This is a genomic window from Herminiimonas contaminans (assembly GCF_015645465.1).
GTDB lineage: Bacteria > Pseudomonadota > Gammaproteobacteria > Burkholderiales > Burkholderiaceae_D > Oxalicibacterium > Oxalicibacterium contaminans.
The window spans coordinates 311,960-328,725 of sequence record NZ_JADOEL010000003.1 but is presented as its reverse complement, the minus strand read 5'-3'; the positions used below and the strand labels follow the sequence as shown (position 1 = coordinate 328,725).

General features: G+C 53.8%; 17 protein-coding genes. All 17 read right to left on the bottom strand.

Going from position 1 to position 16,766, the window contains the following annotated elements:
• Window positions 1-3: 3 nt before the first annotated feature.
• Window positions 4-957 carry a hypothetical protein gene (locus IXC47_RS06140; protein WP_195875009.1) on the bottom strand — a complete coding sequence of 318 codons (954 nt, stop codon included), beginning with the start codon at window positions 955-957 and terminating at the stop codon, window positions 4-6.
• 1 nt (window position 958) lies between these two features.
• A complete protein-coding gene (locus IXC47_RS06135; RefSeq protein ID WP_195875008.1) occupies window positions 959-1,369 on the bottom strand; it encodes a hypothetical protein in 411 nt (136 codons plus the stop codon).
• A complete protein-coding gene (locus IXC47_RS06130) occupies window positions 1,370-1,906 on the bottom strand; it encodes a hypothetical protein (protein ID WP_195875007.1) in 537 nt (178 codons plus the stop codon).
• Between the two features lie 119 nt (window positions 1,907-2,025).
• A complete protein-coding gene (locus tag IXC47_RS06125; RefSeq protein ID WP_195875006.1) occupies window positions 2,026-4,380 on the bottom strand; it encodes a hypothetical protein in 2,355 nt (784 codons plus the stop codon).
• Between the two features lies 1 nt (window position 4,381).
• Window positions 4,382-5,620: a hypothetical protein gene (locus IXC47_RS06120; RefSeq protein WP_195875005.1), complete on the bottom strand. Its 1,239-nt coding sequence runs from the start codon at window positions 5,618-5,620 to the stop codon at window positions 4,382-4,384.
• 4 nt (window positions 5,621-5,624) lie between these two features.
• Window positions 5,625-6,293 (bottom strand): hypothetical protein, encoded by a 669-nt coding sequence (locus IXC47_RS06115; protein ID WP_195875004.1) that lies wholly within the window; start codon window positions 6,291-6,293, stop codon window positions 5,625-5,627.
• Between the two features lie 10 nt (window positions 6,294-6,303).
• Window positions 6,304-6,960: a hypothetical protein gene (locus IXC47_RS06110; protein ID WP_195875003.1), complete on the bottom strand. Its 657-nt coding sequence runs from the start codon at window positions 6,958-6,960 to the stop codon at window positions 6,304-6,306.
• Between the two features lie 15 nt (window positions 6,961-6,975).
• Window positions 6,976-7,992: a hypothetical protein gene (locus tag IXC47_RS06105; RefSeq protein WP_195875002.1), complete on the bottom strand. Its 1,017-nt coding sequence runs from the start codon at window positions 7,990-7,992 to the stop codon at window positions 6,976-6,978.
• Window positions 7,989-8,450 (bottom strand): hypothetical protein, encoded by a 462-nt coding sequence (locus tag IXC47_RS06100; protein WP_195875001.1) that lies wholly within the window; start codon window positions 8,448-8,450, stop codon window positions 7,989-7,991. Before IXC47_RS06100 ends, IXC47_RS06105 begins: the two co-directional genes overlap by 4 nt.
• A complete protein-coding gene (locus IXC47_RS06095; protein ID WP_195875000.1) occupies window positions 8,450-10,120 on the bottom strand; it encodes a hypothetical protein in 1,671 nt (556 codons plus the stop codon). Before IXC47_RS06095 ends, IXC47_RS06100 begins: the two co-directional genes overlap by 1 nt.
• Window positions 10,120-10,779, bottom strand: coding sequence for a phage adaptor protein (locus IXC47_RS06090; RefSeq protein ID WP_195874999.1), 660 nt, complete (start codon window positions 10,777-10,779; stop codon window positions 10,120-10,122). Before IXC47_RS06090 ends, IXC47_RS06095 begins: the two co-directional genes overlap by 1 nt.
• A gap of 2 nt (window positions 10,780-10,781) precedes the next feature.
• Entirely contained in the window at window positions 10,782-11,075 is a 294-nt protein-coding gene (locus IXC47_RS06085) for a C-type lectin-like domain-containing protein (protein ID WP_195874998.1), read from the bottom strand.
• Between the two features lie 46 nt (window positions 11,076-11,121).
• On the bottom strand, window positions 11,122-11,664 hold the full coding sequence (locus IXC47_RS06080; protein WP_195874997.1) for a hypothetical protein: 543 nt from the start codon (window positions 11,662-11,664) through the stop codon (window positions 11,122-11,124).
• A 132-nt stretch (window positions 11,665-11,796) separates the two neighbouring features.
• Entirely contained in the window at window positions 11,797-12,852 is a 1,056-nt protein-coding gene (locus IXC47_RS06075) for a phage major capsid protein (RefSeq protein ID WP_195874996.1), read from the bottom strand.
• A 192-nt stretch (window positions 12,853-13,044) separates the two neighbouring features.
• A complete protein-coding gene (locus IXC47_RS06070; protein ID WP_195874995.1) occupies window positions 13,045-14,055 on the bottom strand; it encodes a hypothetical protein in 1,011 nt (336 codons plus the stop codon).
• 2 nt (window positions 14,056-14,057) lie between these two features.
• Window positions 14,058-16,172 carry a hypothetical protein gene (locus tag IXC47_RS06065; RefSeq protein ID WP_195874994.1) on the bottom strand — a complete coding sequence of 705 codons (2,115 nt, stop codon included), beginning with the start codon at window positions 16,170-16,172 and terminating at the stop codon, window positions 14,058-14,060.
• Window positions 16,173-16,766, bottom strand: coding sequence for a hypothetical protein (locus IXC47_RS06060; RefSeq protein ID WP_195874993.1), 594 nt, complete (start codon window positions 16,764-16,766; stop codon window positions 16,173-16,175).

The window sequence follows — 16,766 nt, the reverse complement described above, 5'->3', positions numbered from 1 at the left end:
TGCCTATCCTCCCCGCTTGTATGTCCAGCCAATGGTGGACATTTTCAAAACTGCGGTGCCCGATACGGCATTTATTCGAGATCGAATTTGAGCGCTAATGTTGGTTCTAACTTCCTGTGTTGACAAACCACCGACACTACTTTGAGATGCTGATGACGAAGCACTTAATGGTGCGCTCACATTAGATGGCGCCAAGTCCTGCGCTCTTAAATCACTGAAATAACCGACAATGCCGTTGGCGTTTGTCGGGTCATACGCAGCGTAATTAAACTTAGCAATTACGGAGATTCCAGTTGGCACAGCCAGCACACGCGAAACGGCTGTGGCGCCCGGTCCTGTTACATCAATATCAAGCGTAGGTGCATCCCACGTCCAATCGTCGCCATCATGAAAGAAACGACGCCACTGCGTACTTGCATTGATAAATCCGAAACCAATGTGCCGGTACTGCGTATAGTTGGTCGGCAATGTGGGTACTGTGGGGCTAAGAGAAAATATCCAGTCCACCACGCCAGTATCCGGGCGGCGAATCTCATAGAAGTGATACCAGGTGCTGTTTGCGATCGTGCCGGTGTCCAACCCGCCTGCGTTGCCAACGGCCCATGCCGCAGTAGTCTTAGTGATCGATGACGCAAGCGACATGACTACGGAACCAGTCGAATCAGCTGCTCGTCCAGCCGATAGAGTCATTGCATTTGAGGCGCCAGCTGTAGAGAAAAGCAAACCAATTATCGGCAACAGTGCAATGAATTGATCTGCGTATGCTTTGCTGACCGCTTGCGCAGGCAACGTTGGCGTTGGCACGGTTGGCGAATCAGAAAAATCCTTGATACCTGCTATTGATTCATTCCCAGTCCGGTGCACGAGATTTGCAGGATTGAGCGGAGTAAAACCAACTCTTTTCATTAAATTCAAAAATTCCCGCTTTAGGGGCACGGCATCAAATCCCGGCAACATCTCAGTAGTCCCCGCCTACGCCGCACACTTGTACAGTATTTGATCCCGCCACGGTGCTTTTAACGCGGGCCCGAAGAATAATGTCAACCTCCAAGTAGAGCGCTCCATTTTCTGTATATGCCAGGCCAGGAATGTCTGTCTGATTCAAAACGGCTACTGATTTGGCAGAGCCGTTTGTCCCAGCTCCCATGGGCACCGCAACCTCGCCGATTACATAGTCGACACTAGATTTAGTAAGAGCCAGCTGCAACACATACGCGTTAGCTGGATCGCTGTTCGATGCGAACAAGGTATCAATACGAGAACCCAAAGCACCACCTGTATAGATCGGCTTGAATGCCGTAGCGTCAGCATTTGCAAAAGACGCAGTAGGTGTTTTTGGAACGCTGATAAAAGAAGGGGCGCTAGCCATTTAGAAACCTCCGAAAAGTGCGGATAGCGTTGGTAGATATCCGGCGCGGCTCTTTGCGTCTGATTCGACTATCGCGGATTGAACATTGTTAGCTTGAATTTCTGACGTCTGTGCGAAGCCAATTGCAGCAGCAGTTGCTGCGGTTGCAAATACTTGCCAGCGTCCTGCAGCATAGTCGGCAGCGAAGTTTGTAGACATGTGCGCCACGGCACAAACATATGCAGCGCCACCAACATCAACCATGTCATTGACCGCATACGTAACGCCCGTTGCCCACAGACCTCTGGCATTCCACTTGGTCGCCATTACATACGCTTTTGTTGCCGAACTAAGGTTGTATGGCTCTACGGCTGCATCAGCCAGCTTCCCGTCATCGCGCTGAATGAGCGCCAGGTTATCTACTAGCGCATTTATACTTTTCGATATATTCTGGTATTCAGCATCAACGCGATCCGTGCGAACAGTCGACCGACCGCCAGTGTTATTGGCTTCGTCATCGGAAAAGTCCGTCGTTGGTATATATTTAGATGCTTGCATAGACGGATTTAATCACCACCGATTAGAAATATTTTCCATAAAACGGCATGAGCAACGAAACCATCAGACTTATACTGGCTTCAACACTAGGACCCTTGTTCGGGGTCTGCATGCTCGTTTTACTCGAACGTTGGCGCCAGCGCAGCACCGCCACCCGCTCCACTGCCCGTGGCGAACAGTTGCAGCGCGTTGGCTACGTTTGCGGGAAGTGGTTGCGCGATCTGTTCCGGAGCCGCGCGTAAGGCCTGGCGAATGGCCTGCTGGTTACGCAACGTGCCTGCTTCATTTTTCAGGAAATTCAACGGTGCGCCCAACAGTGAGCCGCCCGGCACCTTGCTCAAAATCCCTGTTATCGCATTTACAGCTGCTGCTGCAGTCCCCGACGTATTGGTGCCATATCGCGCGCCTACGGGTATGCTATTGATATCGCTCGCAACCTTTCCGGCCAGGTTCAAGCGGACAACTTCATCTGGCGAAAAGAACAATTCCAGCTTTTGCCGACCGAATGACTGCAAGGTCTTGAGATAGCGATCAGCCGAGAACGCTTTATCACCGGATGGATTCTCACCAAATGCTGCACGCTTCAGGTGATCAGCGACCTGGGCTCGCGCCTGTTCTTGAGCCTGTGGACTGTTGGCCAACACGCGCCGCAGCGCTGCAACGTCTCGAGCATCTGCCGCCAAAACAAACTTCTTGACGAAATTGTCCGGTGCCACCTCATCAAGTGCAGCCTTCAGTGCTGGCGTATCCTCGATCGTCGCGAACCGGTTTCGTGCTGCGCGCCGAGCTTGATCAAAGGCATCACGGGCTAGTTGGCCTTCATCAATTGGAGCAGCTGCAGGCGGCGCTGCAGTTGCCAAGTCGCTATTTATCTGTGAAAACTGAGGTGTTTTTGCCGCCTCAACCGCATTCACGCCAGGAGACGGTAGCTCTGGGCGTGTCGGCACCTCACGAAATGGAACATCGCTTATCCCTTCGTCGACGGTGCGCGCCGCATTCGCTGCGGCCGACATCCCTGCATCGTCTGCTGATCGTGCTGCAGCGGCACCTGGTCCGGAGCCGACCAATGGCGCATCGTGTAAGGCAGTACGAATCTTGCCGATCGCAAATGCGCCTGCACTGTCACCAGAGCGATCTGCTTGACGCTGCGCTTTGGAGAGCAGACTGTCGATTTGTACAGCGGACTCGACATTGAATGGGCCTTTTCCTGCGGTGATATCGTTGAGTAAGCCGCGTACATTTGACGGGACAAATGCATTCAGCATTCCGTCATCCAGAGCGGTGTTGGCGGCATCGGAGAATGCGGCACGATCAAGATCTGCAACACGGCCGTTCGACATGTTACGCGCCGCCGTATAGAGGTCGTCAACGCCCTGCTTCACCGGTTCATCTGCCTGGCGAAGCGCATTAATTAATGTGTCGCCAGCCGTACCGCGATCAGTCGCACTAGTCGCACCTGCCCGATCAAATACGCCTGCAAGCCGTTGATTCTGATTCTGGAAACGTGCGGACAGCTCATTCTGGCCATCCATATTGATGCCGGAGAGATTCTTTTCCTTGGCGAACTGCATCGGATCTCGCGTTACTTGGCCGAGGGTCGGGGCTGCATCACCTGAAAGTCCTACAGCTTCAAATTCGGCACGGCGAATGATTGCGGCTGGATCAATGCGGGTGCGTGTACGGAACGCCTCGTCAATCTGGGAGCGCACCGAATTCCGGATGCTGTCATTGAGGTCTGCAGGATTGATGCCCTGCCGCGCAAACAGGTTATTCATAGCGACATCGATATCAGGTGCCACCCGGGATCCAGAAGCAGACTGTCCGCCTCGGACGACACGTTCTGCGACTTTTGATACTGCAGGAGTCAAGACACCGCCAGCAACCGCACCTATTCCCGCCTGTACAGCTTTCTTGGCCGCGAAGTCATCACCTGGATCAACAACGGGCTGCAATGCACCGCCCATTGCACCAGCGGCAGCGCCGCGTAATGCCAAACTACCCAATGTGTTTGCTCCACGCATAAGGGCCATGCCGGGAGCCATATTTACAGGATTGACGATATTTCCGGCAATACGCCCCACGTCTACGCCAGCATCGCCGCGCTGCTTGTCATATTGCTTGTTCACATCTGTGACAATCTGGTCGACGCCTTCAACGCCATTTGATCTCGCAACCGGCAGTCCTTTTTCAGACAGCCAGTTACCGAAATTATCGATTGCCTTGGCCACCCCTTCTGGTACCGCACGTCGCAGCATTTGAGCGCCAGCATCAACAGGATCCCGCAAGCCCATTACATAGCCGCTTGTCGGCGCTTTGGTTTCTGGATTTGACAAGGATGGTTTCGGTGTGGCCGGTTGACCGCCGGAAGCGCGCAGGTCTGCTACACGCTGCTTCAGTTCCGGTGCATCTGGCGCGATACCGTCCGGAATATTGTCGATCGTGATTCCGTCTTTGGTAGTGATTGAGTAGGCCATGTCAGTAATCCACGGTTACGTTGCGTGCTGCGCCTTGGCGAGGCTGAACAGAACCAGCGGCGGGACCGGCCATAGTGCGCAGTCCACTAATTGCCGTTTGGCGGTTACGCGCCTTCTGGGAGATAACGTCTTTAGAGTCACCGGGTTGCGGGAAGTACTGCTTCTTGGCATTCTGGAATTCGCTCTCAGCAATAGCTGCGCCGGATTCAAGACGCAAAATCGCATTGATGAAATCTCGCTGTGCTTGCTCCACCTTCTGTGAATTCTTGGATAGGAAAGTGTTTCCAGCCGCCGCCAATCCACCGCCAACTATTGGCACGCCTTCTGCGTAAGCTTTCGTGTTGATCGCGGCTGGCGAGTATTTATCTCCGACATCATTCAGGATTGCATCTGCCTCTGCTGCACGTGAGCCGAACAGCATTGCCTTTCCTTGTAGTTCCGTGAGCTTTGGAGGCGTACCACCTGTAGTTATGACGGTACCATCCGGAAGCGTGGTCGTCTGCCCTTGTCCAATCTTGCTGCGAGTGTAGTCGGTAGTGGCACGGTGTTGATCAGCACTGGCGTAGCTGTTAGCAGCAGATGCGCGTGAAGCACCAGTTTGAGCGTCCCGGTAAGTTCCGAAACGTTTAGCGACAGGATTGGTGTCGTCAACAGTGCCCGTGAAGTTATCGACCACGCCATATTCATTCCCTGTAACTAGTGGCTTACCTGCCGCTGCGGCCACAGCCTGGCCAAGCTTTGATGCAGCTAAATCGCCGGAGATAACTCGATCCTGCTTGTTGATGTTGTCATACACACCGTAGCTCTTTGCCACGTTTTCGCTGTTCTTATCGCCAAGCGTCACAGCATTCTGCGTGGCCGCAATCATCCGACCGAGATTGCCAAGTTTTCCAACCCATTCTGGCTGATCCATTGTCGGGCCAGCTGTGTTCGCAGGAAGTTGGTATTTACCGATATAGCCTGAGTTCTGGAAGTTCTCCACGTCTGGCACTGCATCCTGAGGGATACCGAGACCTGTCATGGCATTGCTGCGAATTGCTTCAGGGCGGCGACTATTGGCTGCTTCTATCTCGGCATCGGCTTCAGCATTTGCCTTGCGTGTCGAGGCCATAGCCTGTGCAATTTTGCTCTGGAAAGCGGCTTCGTTATTGAAAGCGTCCTGATAGGCGCTATTGCCTCCGCCAGATACTGCATAGGCAAGCTGGCTCAGGCCATTTACTGGGATTTTTACGGTCGCCATGTCTTTAACCCCACATCGAAGACGGTACTTTGAATCCGATACCCGTGCCACCACCGGCAGCAGCGCCCGCAGCCTTCGCTGCACCTCCTGCAGCCATGCCCATACCGATAGCACTTGCAATCTTCCCGAACGCGCCCAGATTGCCCTCCTGCACTGCCCCGGCGTCGTTACTCGCAGCGCGCGCATAATTCTGGTTGGTACCTGCGATGTTGCTCAGTTCGCTGGAAAGATTGCCGCGTGAATAGCCCTCATCTATTGCCAGCTGTCCAGGTGCGCGAGTCTTTGCCAGCTCCCGAGCGATTGAAGTTAGGCGATTGCCCTCTGTCACAGCACGATCTGCTTTCGCGCGCAAGAAATCGTCAGATACATTTCCCGCGCCACCAGCGGTCGTAATGGCACCGAGTTCACCACCGCCAGCACCAGACCGCAGATCCGCTTGCTGTTGGCCGAATAGCTTTTCTTCGTTTGCGATCATCGCCTCTTTGCGCACCTCTGGTGCGAACTTCTCGGATTCATTGAGAATCAAGGCATTTGATTTTTTGGCTGCAGCGTCATCACGATCGAGCTGCGCATTGAGGATAGACCGGCGCTTATCATTCGCGTCAGCGGTCGACTTCATCTGTGCCAATGTGCCTGCACCAGCGAGAAGGTATGGGAGAGCAGCTGCTGTCATGATCTTGGCCTTAGTATGTATTTGACGCAACGCCAGTGCGTGCGTTATTGCTGGCTCCGCTGCCGCCACTGCGGGTAAAGTTGTTCCACCAGTCGGTTGCCGCCTGCTTGCCCTTCGCGGCCTGGCTTTGGGTATACAGCGCACCAGAGGTCGAGAAAAGATCGCCCAGATTTGTGCTTTGCGCGTTTGCTGCGGCCATGTCGGAATTGTTTTTCATCTGGTTCATTGCAGAGCTAACTGCGCTGCTTTGATCCATGCCGGCGTCAATCGACTGGAGCAAGCCAAGCCGTGTAGTTTCGTCGTTCGTCTTGAATTGTGATTTCGCAGCATCGGCTTTTGAGCCAAGATCCAGTAGTCCCTGGTCATAGGTGCGCCGCATCAAGGCGTTCTGGTCAATATCCTCAGAACCTCCGTTCAAGCCTTGGGCAAACAATGCGAACTTGTTTTGGCGAGTAGCTTTCTCATTGGCTTCATCCAATGCCCGTTTTCCGGAGTTGAACGCATTCTCGCGCACACCGGTATAGAGCTCTTCACGCGCCAACTTGTTCGGATTGCTATCGTCACCCTCACCAAACAAATAATTAAGCTGCTGACGTGCAGCAGCCTTTTGAGCCTCTATCTCAGCTGTACGCGCTGCTGCGCCGCCATCACCGCCGCCACCGCCCATATTTCCCCCTGCTGTTTAAACCGATGCGCAGGAAATGCTCAGTTTTGCAACCGAACCATTTGCCGCAGATTGACCAAGAATTCCTGACAGGATGTTCGCGGTCGTGAATTTGTTGACTGTTACGGTCAGAGTCTTATTGCCATTGGAGAATGCCCAGCCGTATTGGAATGACGCAGCAGCATCGTTGACCGTGACCTGGACGCTATCTGTGAACACCTCACTGCAGAGCGCAGTGCCGCCGGACGAGCCATCCGTAGTCAAATGGAACACGGCAATACCGCTTGCTACTGTGGCCGATTTGAATATCTGGATAGCCTTGTTCTTCGCCGTGGTTTCAACGTAGGCATTGCTGGTAATGGTCGTCACCGACTGAGTTCCAGTGTGATTTGCACGTTGAACCGCATACGATTGAGCTACCGCAGCAGAACCAGCGGCTTCCTTTCCGGCCAAACCAGAGGCCAGTGCCGAACTTGTCGCATAGCTGCCGAGTGTTGTGCTCAGGGATGCCGAGGACACCAAACCAGACAATGCGGAGCTGGTAACGTAGCCAGGTCCGTTTGCAAAAGCTGATAAGTCGGTTGGCTTACCAGTCAATGACGACCAAGCGCCATCAAACAGTGTGGGTGTACCGGACAAGGAACTGTAGGCGCCGTCAAACAGAGTCGGTTTGTTCTGAATCGCTTCAACGCCGGATATCGCGTTCCAGTCGGCGTTGACTTGTGCTGCTGGGATAGTTGGCGTGTTGGTCAGGTCGAGATAGCTGCCACTGAAAGCAGCCGGAGACAACCCATCAGTACGCAGAGAACCGCTGATAATCGTCAAGCCGCTGCCGACCGTAACGAATTCTGGAAGGTTGGTTGTGCGGTTGTAGATCAAAATCCCATTGTTTGGCGCTAAAGGCGGCGCAACCATCCGGGTGCTCCAGCCAGTATCTGTTGGATTACGCTGCTGCAGTCCGAGGTAATAAGCGGTCTGGGCATTTGCAAAACAGGCGAACGACAGCGCCAACAACGAGAATATGATTTTTTTCATTCTATGGCTCCTATGATTGCGAAATCGAGAACGTTTTGACCTTCTCTGCCGACCCGCTCCCGAACGTTGACCTGCTTGAATCCGACTTTCTCCGCGTATCGTTTCGCTTGAGGCCAGGTTTCGAGAACGTAGGCGTCAATCCGCTGATACTTGCGGCTAGCGTTGCGAAACACATTACGTGAGAAGCGGATAATTTTTTTCCATGAATCTGCACTGACAGCGTCCGTGGAAACCATCCATGCGACGCCTAACCACGGCACGGAAGAAGTTATTCCCGCCATGACCACTGGTACACCGTCTTGATAGAAAGCCCACGCTGCGCCGTGAGTCTGATATCGATCAATAGCGAACGATTCCACGGAAATGTCTCCCATCACAGCCTGCAGACACGCAAGGTCAGTAGCACGCATGTTTTTGCAGATGTGGAGCGATGCCTCGAGTGAGAGCGTGTCGAACATCACAGCGTCCCTAGCGGGTTGTAGTAAAGCGTCAAAGCATCCAGTTCGAACGCTTCATCCAGCGCGTGACGAAATACCGGAGCAATGGCTGGACATTGGATTTCAACCGGCACGATGTCATCGGGTCTAGTATCGCCAGTGATTCGTTGCGGGATGCTTTCCTTGCCCAAGTCGCGCGGATCGTATTTGTAGGAAAGATCAGGCGAGCCAGCTACCACCAGATCAGCGCCATAAACCTGCTTGGCTACACCTGGGGATTTTGCGTCTTGGAATGCCATTTGAATCTCGACGTTCACTAGCGCGCCGTCGTCGCTGGTGCTGTCATCGACTACGTCATAAAGCACATCTTCTGAGCGCAAATAGACCTTGCCTGCCAGTGTGGTGATCGCTTCGATCTTGATTGGGAAGATGTATTCACTCCAGCATGCCAATTTCGACGACTTCGAATAGGTGTACACCCACGCCTTTGAGTAGGTTTCCATGTCGAAAACCGCCCAGTACTGGCCAAGCTGGTGAATCCAACCACCGAATATCTGGTTCCCATCAGTCAGATTTCCGGTGAAATCCACATCTGGTTGAACAAGTGTGTCAATAGGCACGCCTACATCGGCATCATCAATTCGGCTATTGACAGCCTGCACAGTCATTGATCGGAAGCCGTAAGGACTGAGGAACATCAGATCGTTGGCGAAGGATGCCAGCGACAAAGGCGCTTCACACCCTGCTCCGGCATTTCGCTTGCTAATGGTATTTGCCGATGGGTCAACCGCGACATTCCAGATTTGAGCGTTCTCACTGAAAAACACCACCAGTGAATCCTGAAAGGTTCCAACAGCCGTACAGCCGCTTTTCGTATCCTGCTGCAGTGCTACCGGCAAGAAACCTGCATCGCTGGCTGTTGTCCAGTCGCGCGGACCACCGGCAGCGCAGTATCTGACCACTTCACCGCCGATCGCGAAGACACGGCTTGCGGCCTTCGTCACGCTGATGCTGCGAGGATTATTCGGGTCCGTGATCGGCGTCCTGGTCGTTGAAGTGTGTACGCCAGACTGCGTGCCGGTTGTGTTGATCGCAGGACCGCCAGGCGTGGCACTTACTTGGAAGCTGCTGGCCGATGGCGTCGGAGTCAGCGGCAAAACGTAGTAGACGGTACCTGCAGTCAAACCGGTTGGCAGCGCACCGGTGGTAGAGAAAACAATCTCCTGCCCAGCTACATAACCGTGATCTGTGAGAGTCACTACCGCCGGACTGGCAACGGTGATCGTGAATGTCTTTGCGGTTACATCGACGTAATGGTGCGCGATGGCGCCGTTTTCATACTGCGCCACGATGTAAGGGAAACCGTTGAAGATATCGGCATAGTGGACATCACGCAAAGCAGTGCCGTTTGCCCATGACGGTGCACCCAATTCGATGCTATCGACCTCAATAGGTGGGAAGTATCCAGACGTAGCATCACAGAACACATTCAAGCGACCGTTTATTGCCTTGAGACCGAACGAACCGGTAAGGCCTTCAGCACGCTTACGCAGGCATGGGCGTTTCTTGAGTCGCTTGCCCAGCGTCACATAGGCATTGCGTAGCGTCCACAGTTTGTTAGCGTCTTGGACTGAGATAGGCAAACGGCGGTCGAGACCGCCGGAGAAATCCATATACGTTATCGCTGCCATTAGGTATCTCGCCCTTCAACATGAGGACGCTGCGCAGCCGGTGCGACCTGGTCACGGCGATATACGCCATTGAAGCTGAGCGATTGGCCGCGAATGGCACCAAGCATCGTATTGAGTTGTCCCTGGTATGTTTGAGCATCCGGATGGCGGTAATGCGCTTTGGCGTTCGCCAGCGCATGCAAGAACACCATTTCATCGTCCAGCGTGGCACGGTCACCATTCTCGGAGAAGCGCCCCAGATCCTTGACGTACCAAATACGGACTGTGTAGACCTGATCGGCTTTCGGGTAGATCAGGATTTGCGCATATCGCTCGTACCGATATGGAAACGATGGCGTATCCATCGTGTTCCAGTCTTCTGTGCGGATACCCTCGCTCAGTTCACGCCATTGGCCGTTGTAAACCGTTTCGATCTTCAGAATGCGGTTGTTGAGCTCGCAATCACGTGGGTAATCCAGTTGATTCTGGCCTACGCCGAGTGTCTTTTCTTCATACCAGACAAGTTTTTTCCAGTCCTGCATCCAATACAGCTGCGACTGGCCATTACTGAGGAAAGAGTCAAAAATCGCCTGATTTGCACCGCCTGACGCACCCATTCCGGCCATGCCGAGACGGGCAAGCAGTGTCGCGCGCAGGCTGTCCAGGGTGCGATAGGCCATGATCAGACCACCAGTTCAGCGTCAATCAACGCATTGCGCTCTGCGGCTGGCATCTTGTTCCATTTGGACTGGCTGAGGCCGCTTTTCTCGAAAGCCTTTGCAGTCGCTTCCTTACGGGCATCATCGTCCTGGCTTCCACCATCGGCTTGGCCAGCTTTCCAGTCGGCAAATGGTGTGTTGCTGCCGTCTTCATTGACCACCAGCACGGGAAAACTCGCGGCCAACGCTTCTGCTTCTGCAGGCTCCACTTCCTTCGGAATACGTGTAGCACTGTCTTTTTCAATCAGGATCAGCATTTTGAAACTCCTATTTTGTTGAGGGTGGTTGGCCGCTTACGTGCCGTTACAGTTCGACGCTGTATTCGCTTGCCAGCGCCAACATGTCTTTTTGAGTGGCGTTTTTGGGAATTTCGACGCCGAACGCTTGGAGAAGCCCTGCCAACTGAGCTACGGGCAGATCCGACAACTTTGGCTTTTTGAGCAGCTTCTGAAATCGGCCATCGCTGAAGCGCCCATAGCATTTTTCGACTATCAGCTGGTTGATCTCAGCGTGTTTTCCGTATGCCTCAGCCAGGCGCATGTATTCGGTTTCAGGGTCGCCAATAAACAGGTGCCCGAGACCTGACGATTCCGTCGGCGGCAAGATGGCATCTTGCGATTTGTTGTGTGGCAGCAGATCTGGCCGAATCTTGGTGCTGAAGCCTTCATCCATTGCTGAGGGATCGGTGTCAATGATGCGACCTTCACCAAATATTTCTTCCAGAATTGGCTTTTCGTGAGACCAGATGATTTTCGACGTCTTCGCGGTCATGTCGCGATCGATGACGACATAAATACGTTTTGAATAGGCGTTGCTTTCTTTCTGTGCTGCGGCGGCTTGAGACATGGTAGTTCTCCTTTTATATGGCGGTTTTTGCAAAAAAGGGCAGAGCTTCCTGCCCAAAAAGTCTCTGTCACCGCCAGGGACAGAACTTCAACTGCTCATTAACCACCCGGGCGTTAGCCCGAGTGTGCGGCTCTATGCAATCGCAAAAACGCCGTTTGCATTCGAACGATTCAGGGTCAGCGCGCCCTTCCATGTCAGACCCCAGTAATACTCGTAGCGGTCATAGGCACGCGGTGGCTTGCGTGTCTTCATGTCATGGCCTTGCAGTGGGCGCAGGGTGATCGTTTGCGTGTTCAGCATGTACAAACGTTTTTCCCATGGGGTAGCTGGTGCATAACGCGAATCCAGCTCCTGAAATTCAGGAGACCACTGAATGTCAGTTCCTTGGAACGTCATTACCTGGGTACCGGCTTCAACGCGTTTGAAACCGGCCGGGCCATAATCCATGCGACCGAATGTAGTCGTCAGGAAATTGCGATAGCCGTCGACGAAATTCGAACCACCGACCATCAGATCTGGACGACCACCATTGCGCATGCAATTGCGGTAACCAATTTCCATTTGGTTCAAGATGGTGCCGGTGTCTTTGGTTGTGGTCAGGCCGGTCGCGAAGTTATTGCGCCAGTACGCATTACCAGCTTGGCCGCGATCGATACCGCCGACAACGCCGGAGGTAGGTGTCAACGAGATCAATGCGTCCAGACCAGCGATCGCGTCTGGACTTTGAGTGCCGTCCAGATGCAACTGATAGCTGAATTGTTCCTGGAAGCCGAGGCGCAAGACTTCGGATTGTTCTTCGAACAGGTTGGTAAGCTGGATTTTCTCGGCTTGTGATGCATTCGATGGACCGGAGTCATCGGTGATCATGATGCCGTTCTGCGCGAGTTGGTCTTCGTTCAAAGCCAGACCGTCATGGCATGAGCGCCATTGATAGTTGGCTTGCTCCAGCGTTTGACGTTTGTTGTACGTCACGATGGCCGAACCGTTGTACCACTGGAAATTGGAGTTATACGATTTGCGCAGTTGCTCCACGATGTACTGCTTTGCACCAGGCGCGGACTTTTTCTTGGCTTGAAAAGCCTTGAGCAGCGGTCGTTCCAGTGCGATCTGATCTACCGGCTTATTAGCCAGGTAGAAGTCCAAACCGGCTTTACCGGCATTGATGATTTCATCACTTGTGAAAGGCATGATAATTCTCCAAAAAGGCAAACGTTTTATAAAAACTCGACTCCGGGGACGACACGGAAATACGTCACGCTTGCCTGTGGTGAATCAGGCTCACACCATTCAAAACTGGTAAAACAGTGGTTCTACTACTCCCGGCAGCGACTTCGGGTAACGCTGGTTTGTTCGATGCGGCTGGCGAGGCCCGCGTAACGCCTAGGTGCCGCCCCACATTGCTTCGTGCATTGTTTTGGGAGCGTTACCTGGTGAATCCAGACCATTGCCACGCAGTGGAGGCGTAGAAGGTGTTTGCTTACCTGCACCCGCCGATGCTTTGATCATTTTGTATGTCGATTCGACTACAGCAGCCCAGCGGCTTGGTGGAACGTCTTTCAACAAACCGCTTTGAATCTGTGGCAGCAGAATGGCTTCGACTTTTGCGTAGTCCAGGTCACTTTTCATCATCTGCTTGCAGAACGCGTCAACCGCCTGGGTGCCCTGTTGAGTGGCTTGCTGCTGTTGTAGATGAAACTGCTGTGTCTGCTGTTGTTCCTGCTGGCGCTGTTGCTGCATCTGTTGCTGACTGCGTTGGCGCGCAAGCTCCAGGGCATGTGGCTCGGTAATCTGAAAGGAATCGACCGCTTCACGCAAATCCGGATGGTCAGACAAAGCATCAACGCCTTCCAGCGGTTCGCCTATCATCAATGCGAGTTGCTGGCGTTCTTTGTCCATGATGGCCAAAGCGCCACGATAGTCGCCTTTGTTGATCAAGCCGATGTATCCCGTCGCCATTTCGAACTGCTCTTGGCGTACGCCGTTTTCCTGCAATGCCTGGCGAAACGGTTCTACTGCGGACTGCACTTCTTCGAGGCGCTGCTTCACTTCCTTATTGTCGTTGGCCAAGCGCTGGAAACGTTCCTGCGCGCCTTTCGACAGACCTTCAGGCATCTTGGTTATATCTTCGGCCGCGTCATCTTTCGGTGGCGCATTCGGATCAACTGGAGGCTTATCTACCGCTGCCACTTCCGGTTTTGCTCCTTCAGATGAGGCACCAGGTACCGCAGCCTCGATCGCTTCCAGCATCGATTTCGGCGCATTGTCATCGACCGGTGCTGTCTGCGCAGGTGCCGCAGTTGACCCTGCGGCGTCTGGCAAATTGGTTTCTGTTGCTGCTCCTGATGCTGGCAGGCCGGAATTGTCTGGTGCTTCTGTATTTTCGATTGTCATGGTCATTGCAGTTGAGAAGGTTCAGGGGAAACCATAGGGGCAGCTGGCGGCTGCATTTCCGATGGCGTGGCTGGTGCTATGTTTAAATCTGGGCCGGCAGGCTGAATGCCCTCTCCGGTGACTTGTTGCAAGGCGCTGGTAAATGCCGCCGCTGCAACCAAAGGGTCCGCGCTGGTTGCGATCTGGGTAGCAGCCTCGACATATCCCTTTTGAAGCTTGTCGTTCGCTTCCTTGGCAGCATCCATCGCCATCTTGAGTTGCTGCTGCATGGTGACAAGCTGCTGCTTGAGTACGGCTGGATCGTCGTCGCCGGTTGCTGGCGGCGGCAAGAACTGTTCAATGTCTATGCGTTCATCAAAGCGGCGTAGGGTTTCGCGGGTCAGCTCTATGACAACGTTTGCCATCTGATCCTGGCCAGCTTCACGCAGCTTTGCGACCTGCTCTACCGCTTCCTTGATCACCGGCAGCAGCTTTGTCCAGCGGTCCTGTTCCTGTAGGCGATCTGGCTTGCCCGTGGAGCCACCACGCACTTCGACTTTGACCAGGTTGAAAATTCCGTCTATCGACATGGACGGCCATTCGGCATCCTTACCGGCGATCAACCGGACTTCTTCAACACTCATCTTGCGCAAGCAGATTTCCAGCGCATACGGGCCCAGCTCATTGAGCATGTCCTCGATAACGTCCTGGCGCTCAGCAGAACGACCACGCAAGCCTTGAGATACGATTTCTGCCTCGGTGGCTGTCTTTGCCTTCAAGACAGAGCCGCGTGCCGCGTCACCGCCGCCCAGCATCTGCTCCATGTCCTGGCGGGATGGAGTCGTGTCGTAGTTTTGGGCTTGCAGATTGCCCAGTTGCCCGACGAATATTTCGTCTGAAAGCTTTGTGCCTGGCACGCCTTCGACCATGATCAGGTCGCTGCCTTCCCGATTCTTAATATTGTTCAGATCTTCGTCTTTTAACGAGCCGCCCTTGCGCGCGATATTGACCGGCAAGCAGCCTTTGCGATCGCGTACGAAGTCCTCTCGGTTCTTGTTGTATTCCTCAACCAGCTGCGCGGTAAGCTCAACGTCGGACATTGGGTAGAAAGCACCGTCAATCTCGTTAAAGGCGCACAAGAAGAACGGAAACCAGCGTTTACCAGTCCATTCTGGTGATTTCGGATTTTCGCAGAAGCCTTCTTCGCCGGTACAAAGGTAGTAGATGCGATTGTCATCCTGAGACCAGATCTCCCATACACACACAAGGGTGGCGTCAAGGTTTCCAGCAGCATCGCCCATGACGCCATTGGTCTCGCAGAATGATTTCGCTTTTTTGGGCTCGCAGCCAAAGCGCATTTTGTATTGGTCGACAGTCATCCAAACGCGGTGCGCAATGGCCGAGGCGCGAGGATAATCTGTAATTGAGCGCACTGATTCATCAATGATCACTACGTCCTCGGACATGAGGAAGTCCAGCGCCAAACCGCGCGCGATTGTCACTTCTTGCTGAGTTTCGAGCCCAGCCATGGTCTGTTTTAACTGCGCTACCTGCAGCTCGTGGGATGCCGCTGCACTCGGGTCATCTAGCTCCTTGAGAAGCATTTCCAAGCGATTAATGTTGTCTTGGGTATCCTTGATCTGGTTCAGAATCAGCGGATCCTTTTTACGGTCTTCCTGCCAGCTGCATTTCAACCAGCCGATGGACGTGGTGTACGTGGATCGGAGTTGCTTTTTAGCGTGTTTCTTGAGATTTGCTTCCTTGACCAGGCATTCCTTGAGAACGATTTCACTGGTCGCGGCGAATTTACGTGTCGCTTCCTGATTATCCGGCCCGACACCCAGAGTCGGCTGAACGGAGAACTCCGGATCCTTGGCATATACCTGCGGCAGCATGGATGCCATGTTTGCGTAGTGCAGGTTGGCGCGCATTTTCTTCTGCTCGTCAGTGCCCTGCTTACCGGCCATCAATTTCCGGTTTTCGGTGAATTTCTTGAACTCTTTTTCAACCCGCTTTAACGCCGCCTCGATCCGTTTGTTCCAATCGGCAACAAGCGCCTTCTCCTGCGCATCGACCACGCGGTCCGCCGGTTTGACAGGATCAGCACCTGGAACAGGATCGAGGACGGCTTCGCTCATTTAGGCTTCCAATGCCGCGATAACGGTGCCAGAGGTGTATGCGGTCACGACGGCGCGCATGTACTTGGCCAGCTTCACTTCGCAGCACAATGCAGCGTTGGTAGCTGCTGCTGTGATGGTGGTTTTAGCTGGTGCAGATCCAGAACCCGCCGAGTTTGTACCGATCGATGGCGACACGACCGGAGCAATGGCACCTGGCGAAGTGTTCACGCCGGCGGCGAAGTCCGCATAGGACGCATAGGACTCGATATCCAATGTGCCGACCAGGTTGCCCTGCAACACCAGTGCAGCGCTGTGATCTTTCATATGTGGTGTCACGTCGCAGATCACTGCTGCACGCGGAGTGCCGCCATAAGTGCCATTACCAGCGGAACCCAGCAAAGTAGCGGTGGTACCGGTCACGTTGGCGAGTGTGAATTCACCATTAGCTCCGGTGTTGCCGGTAATGCCAGCCACAGCCAGGCGGTCACCGTTTTTCAGGCCATGACCAGCAGCCAAAGTGAGGACGATCGGGGTTGCGTTTGTCGCACCCGAGATCAGAATGCCCTGCACTGCAGAACCAGCGGAACCCAAAGAAAGAATTTTTGACGACAT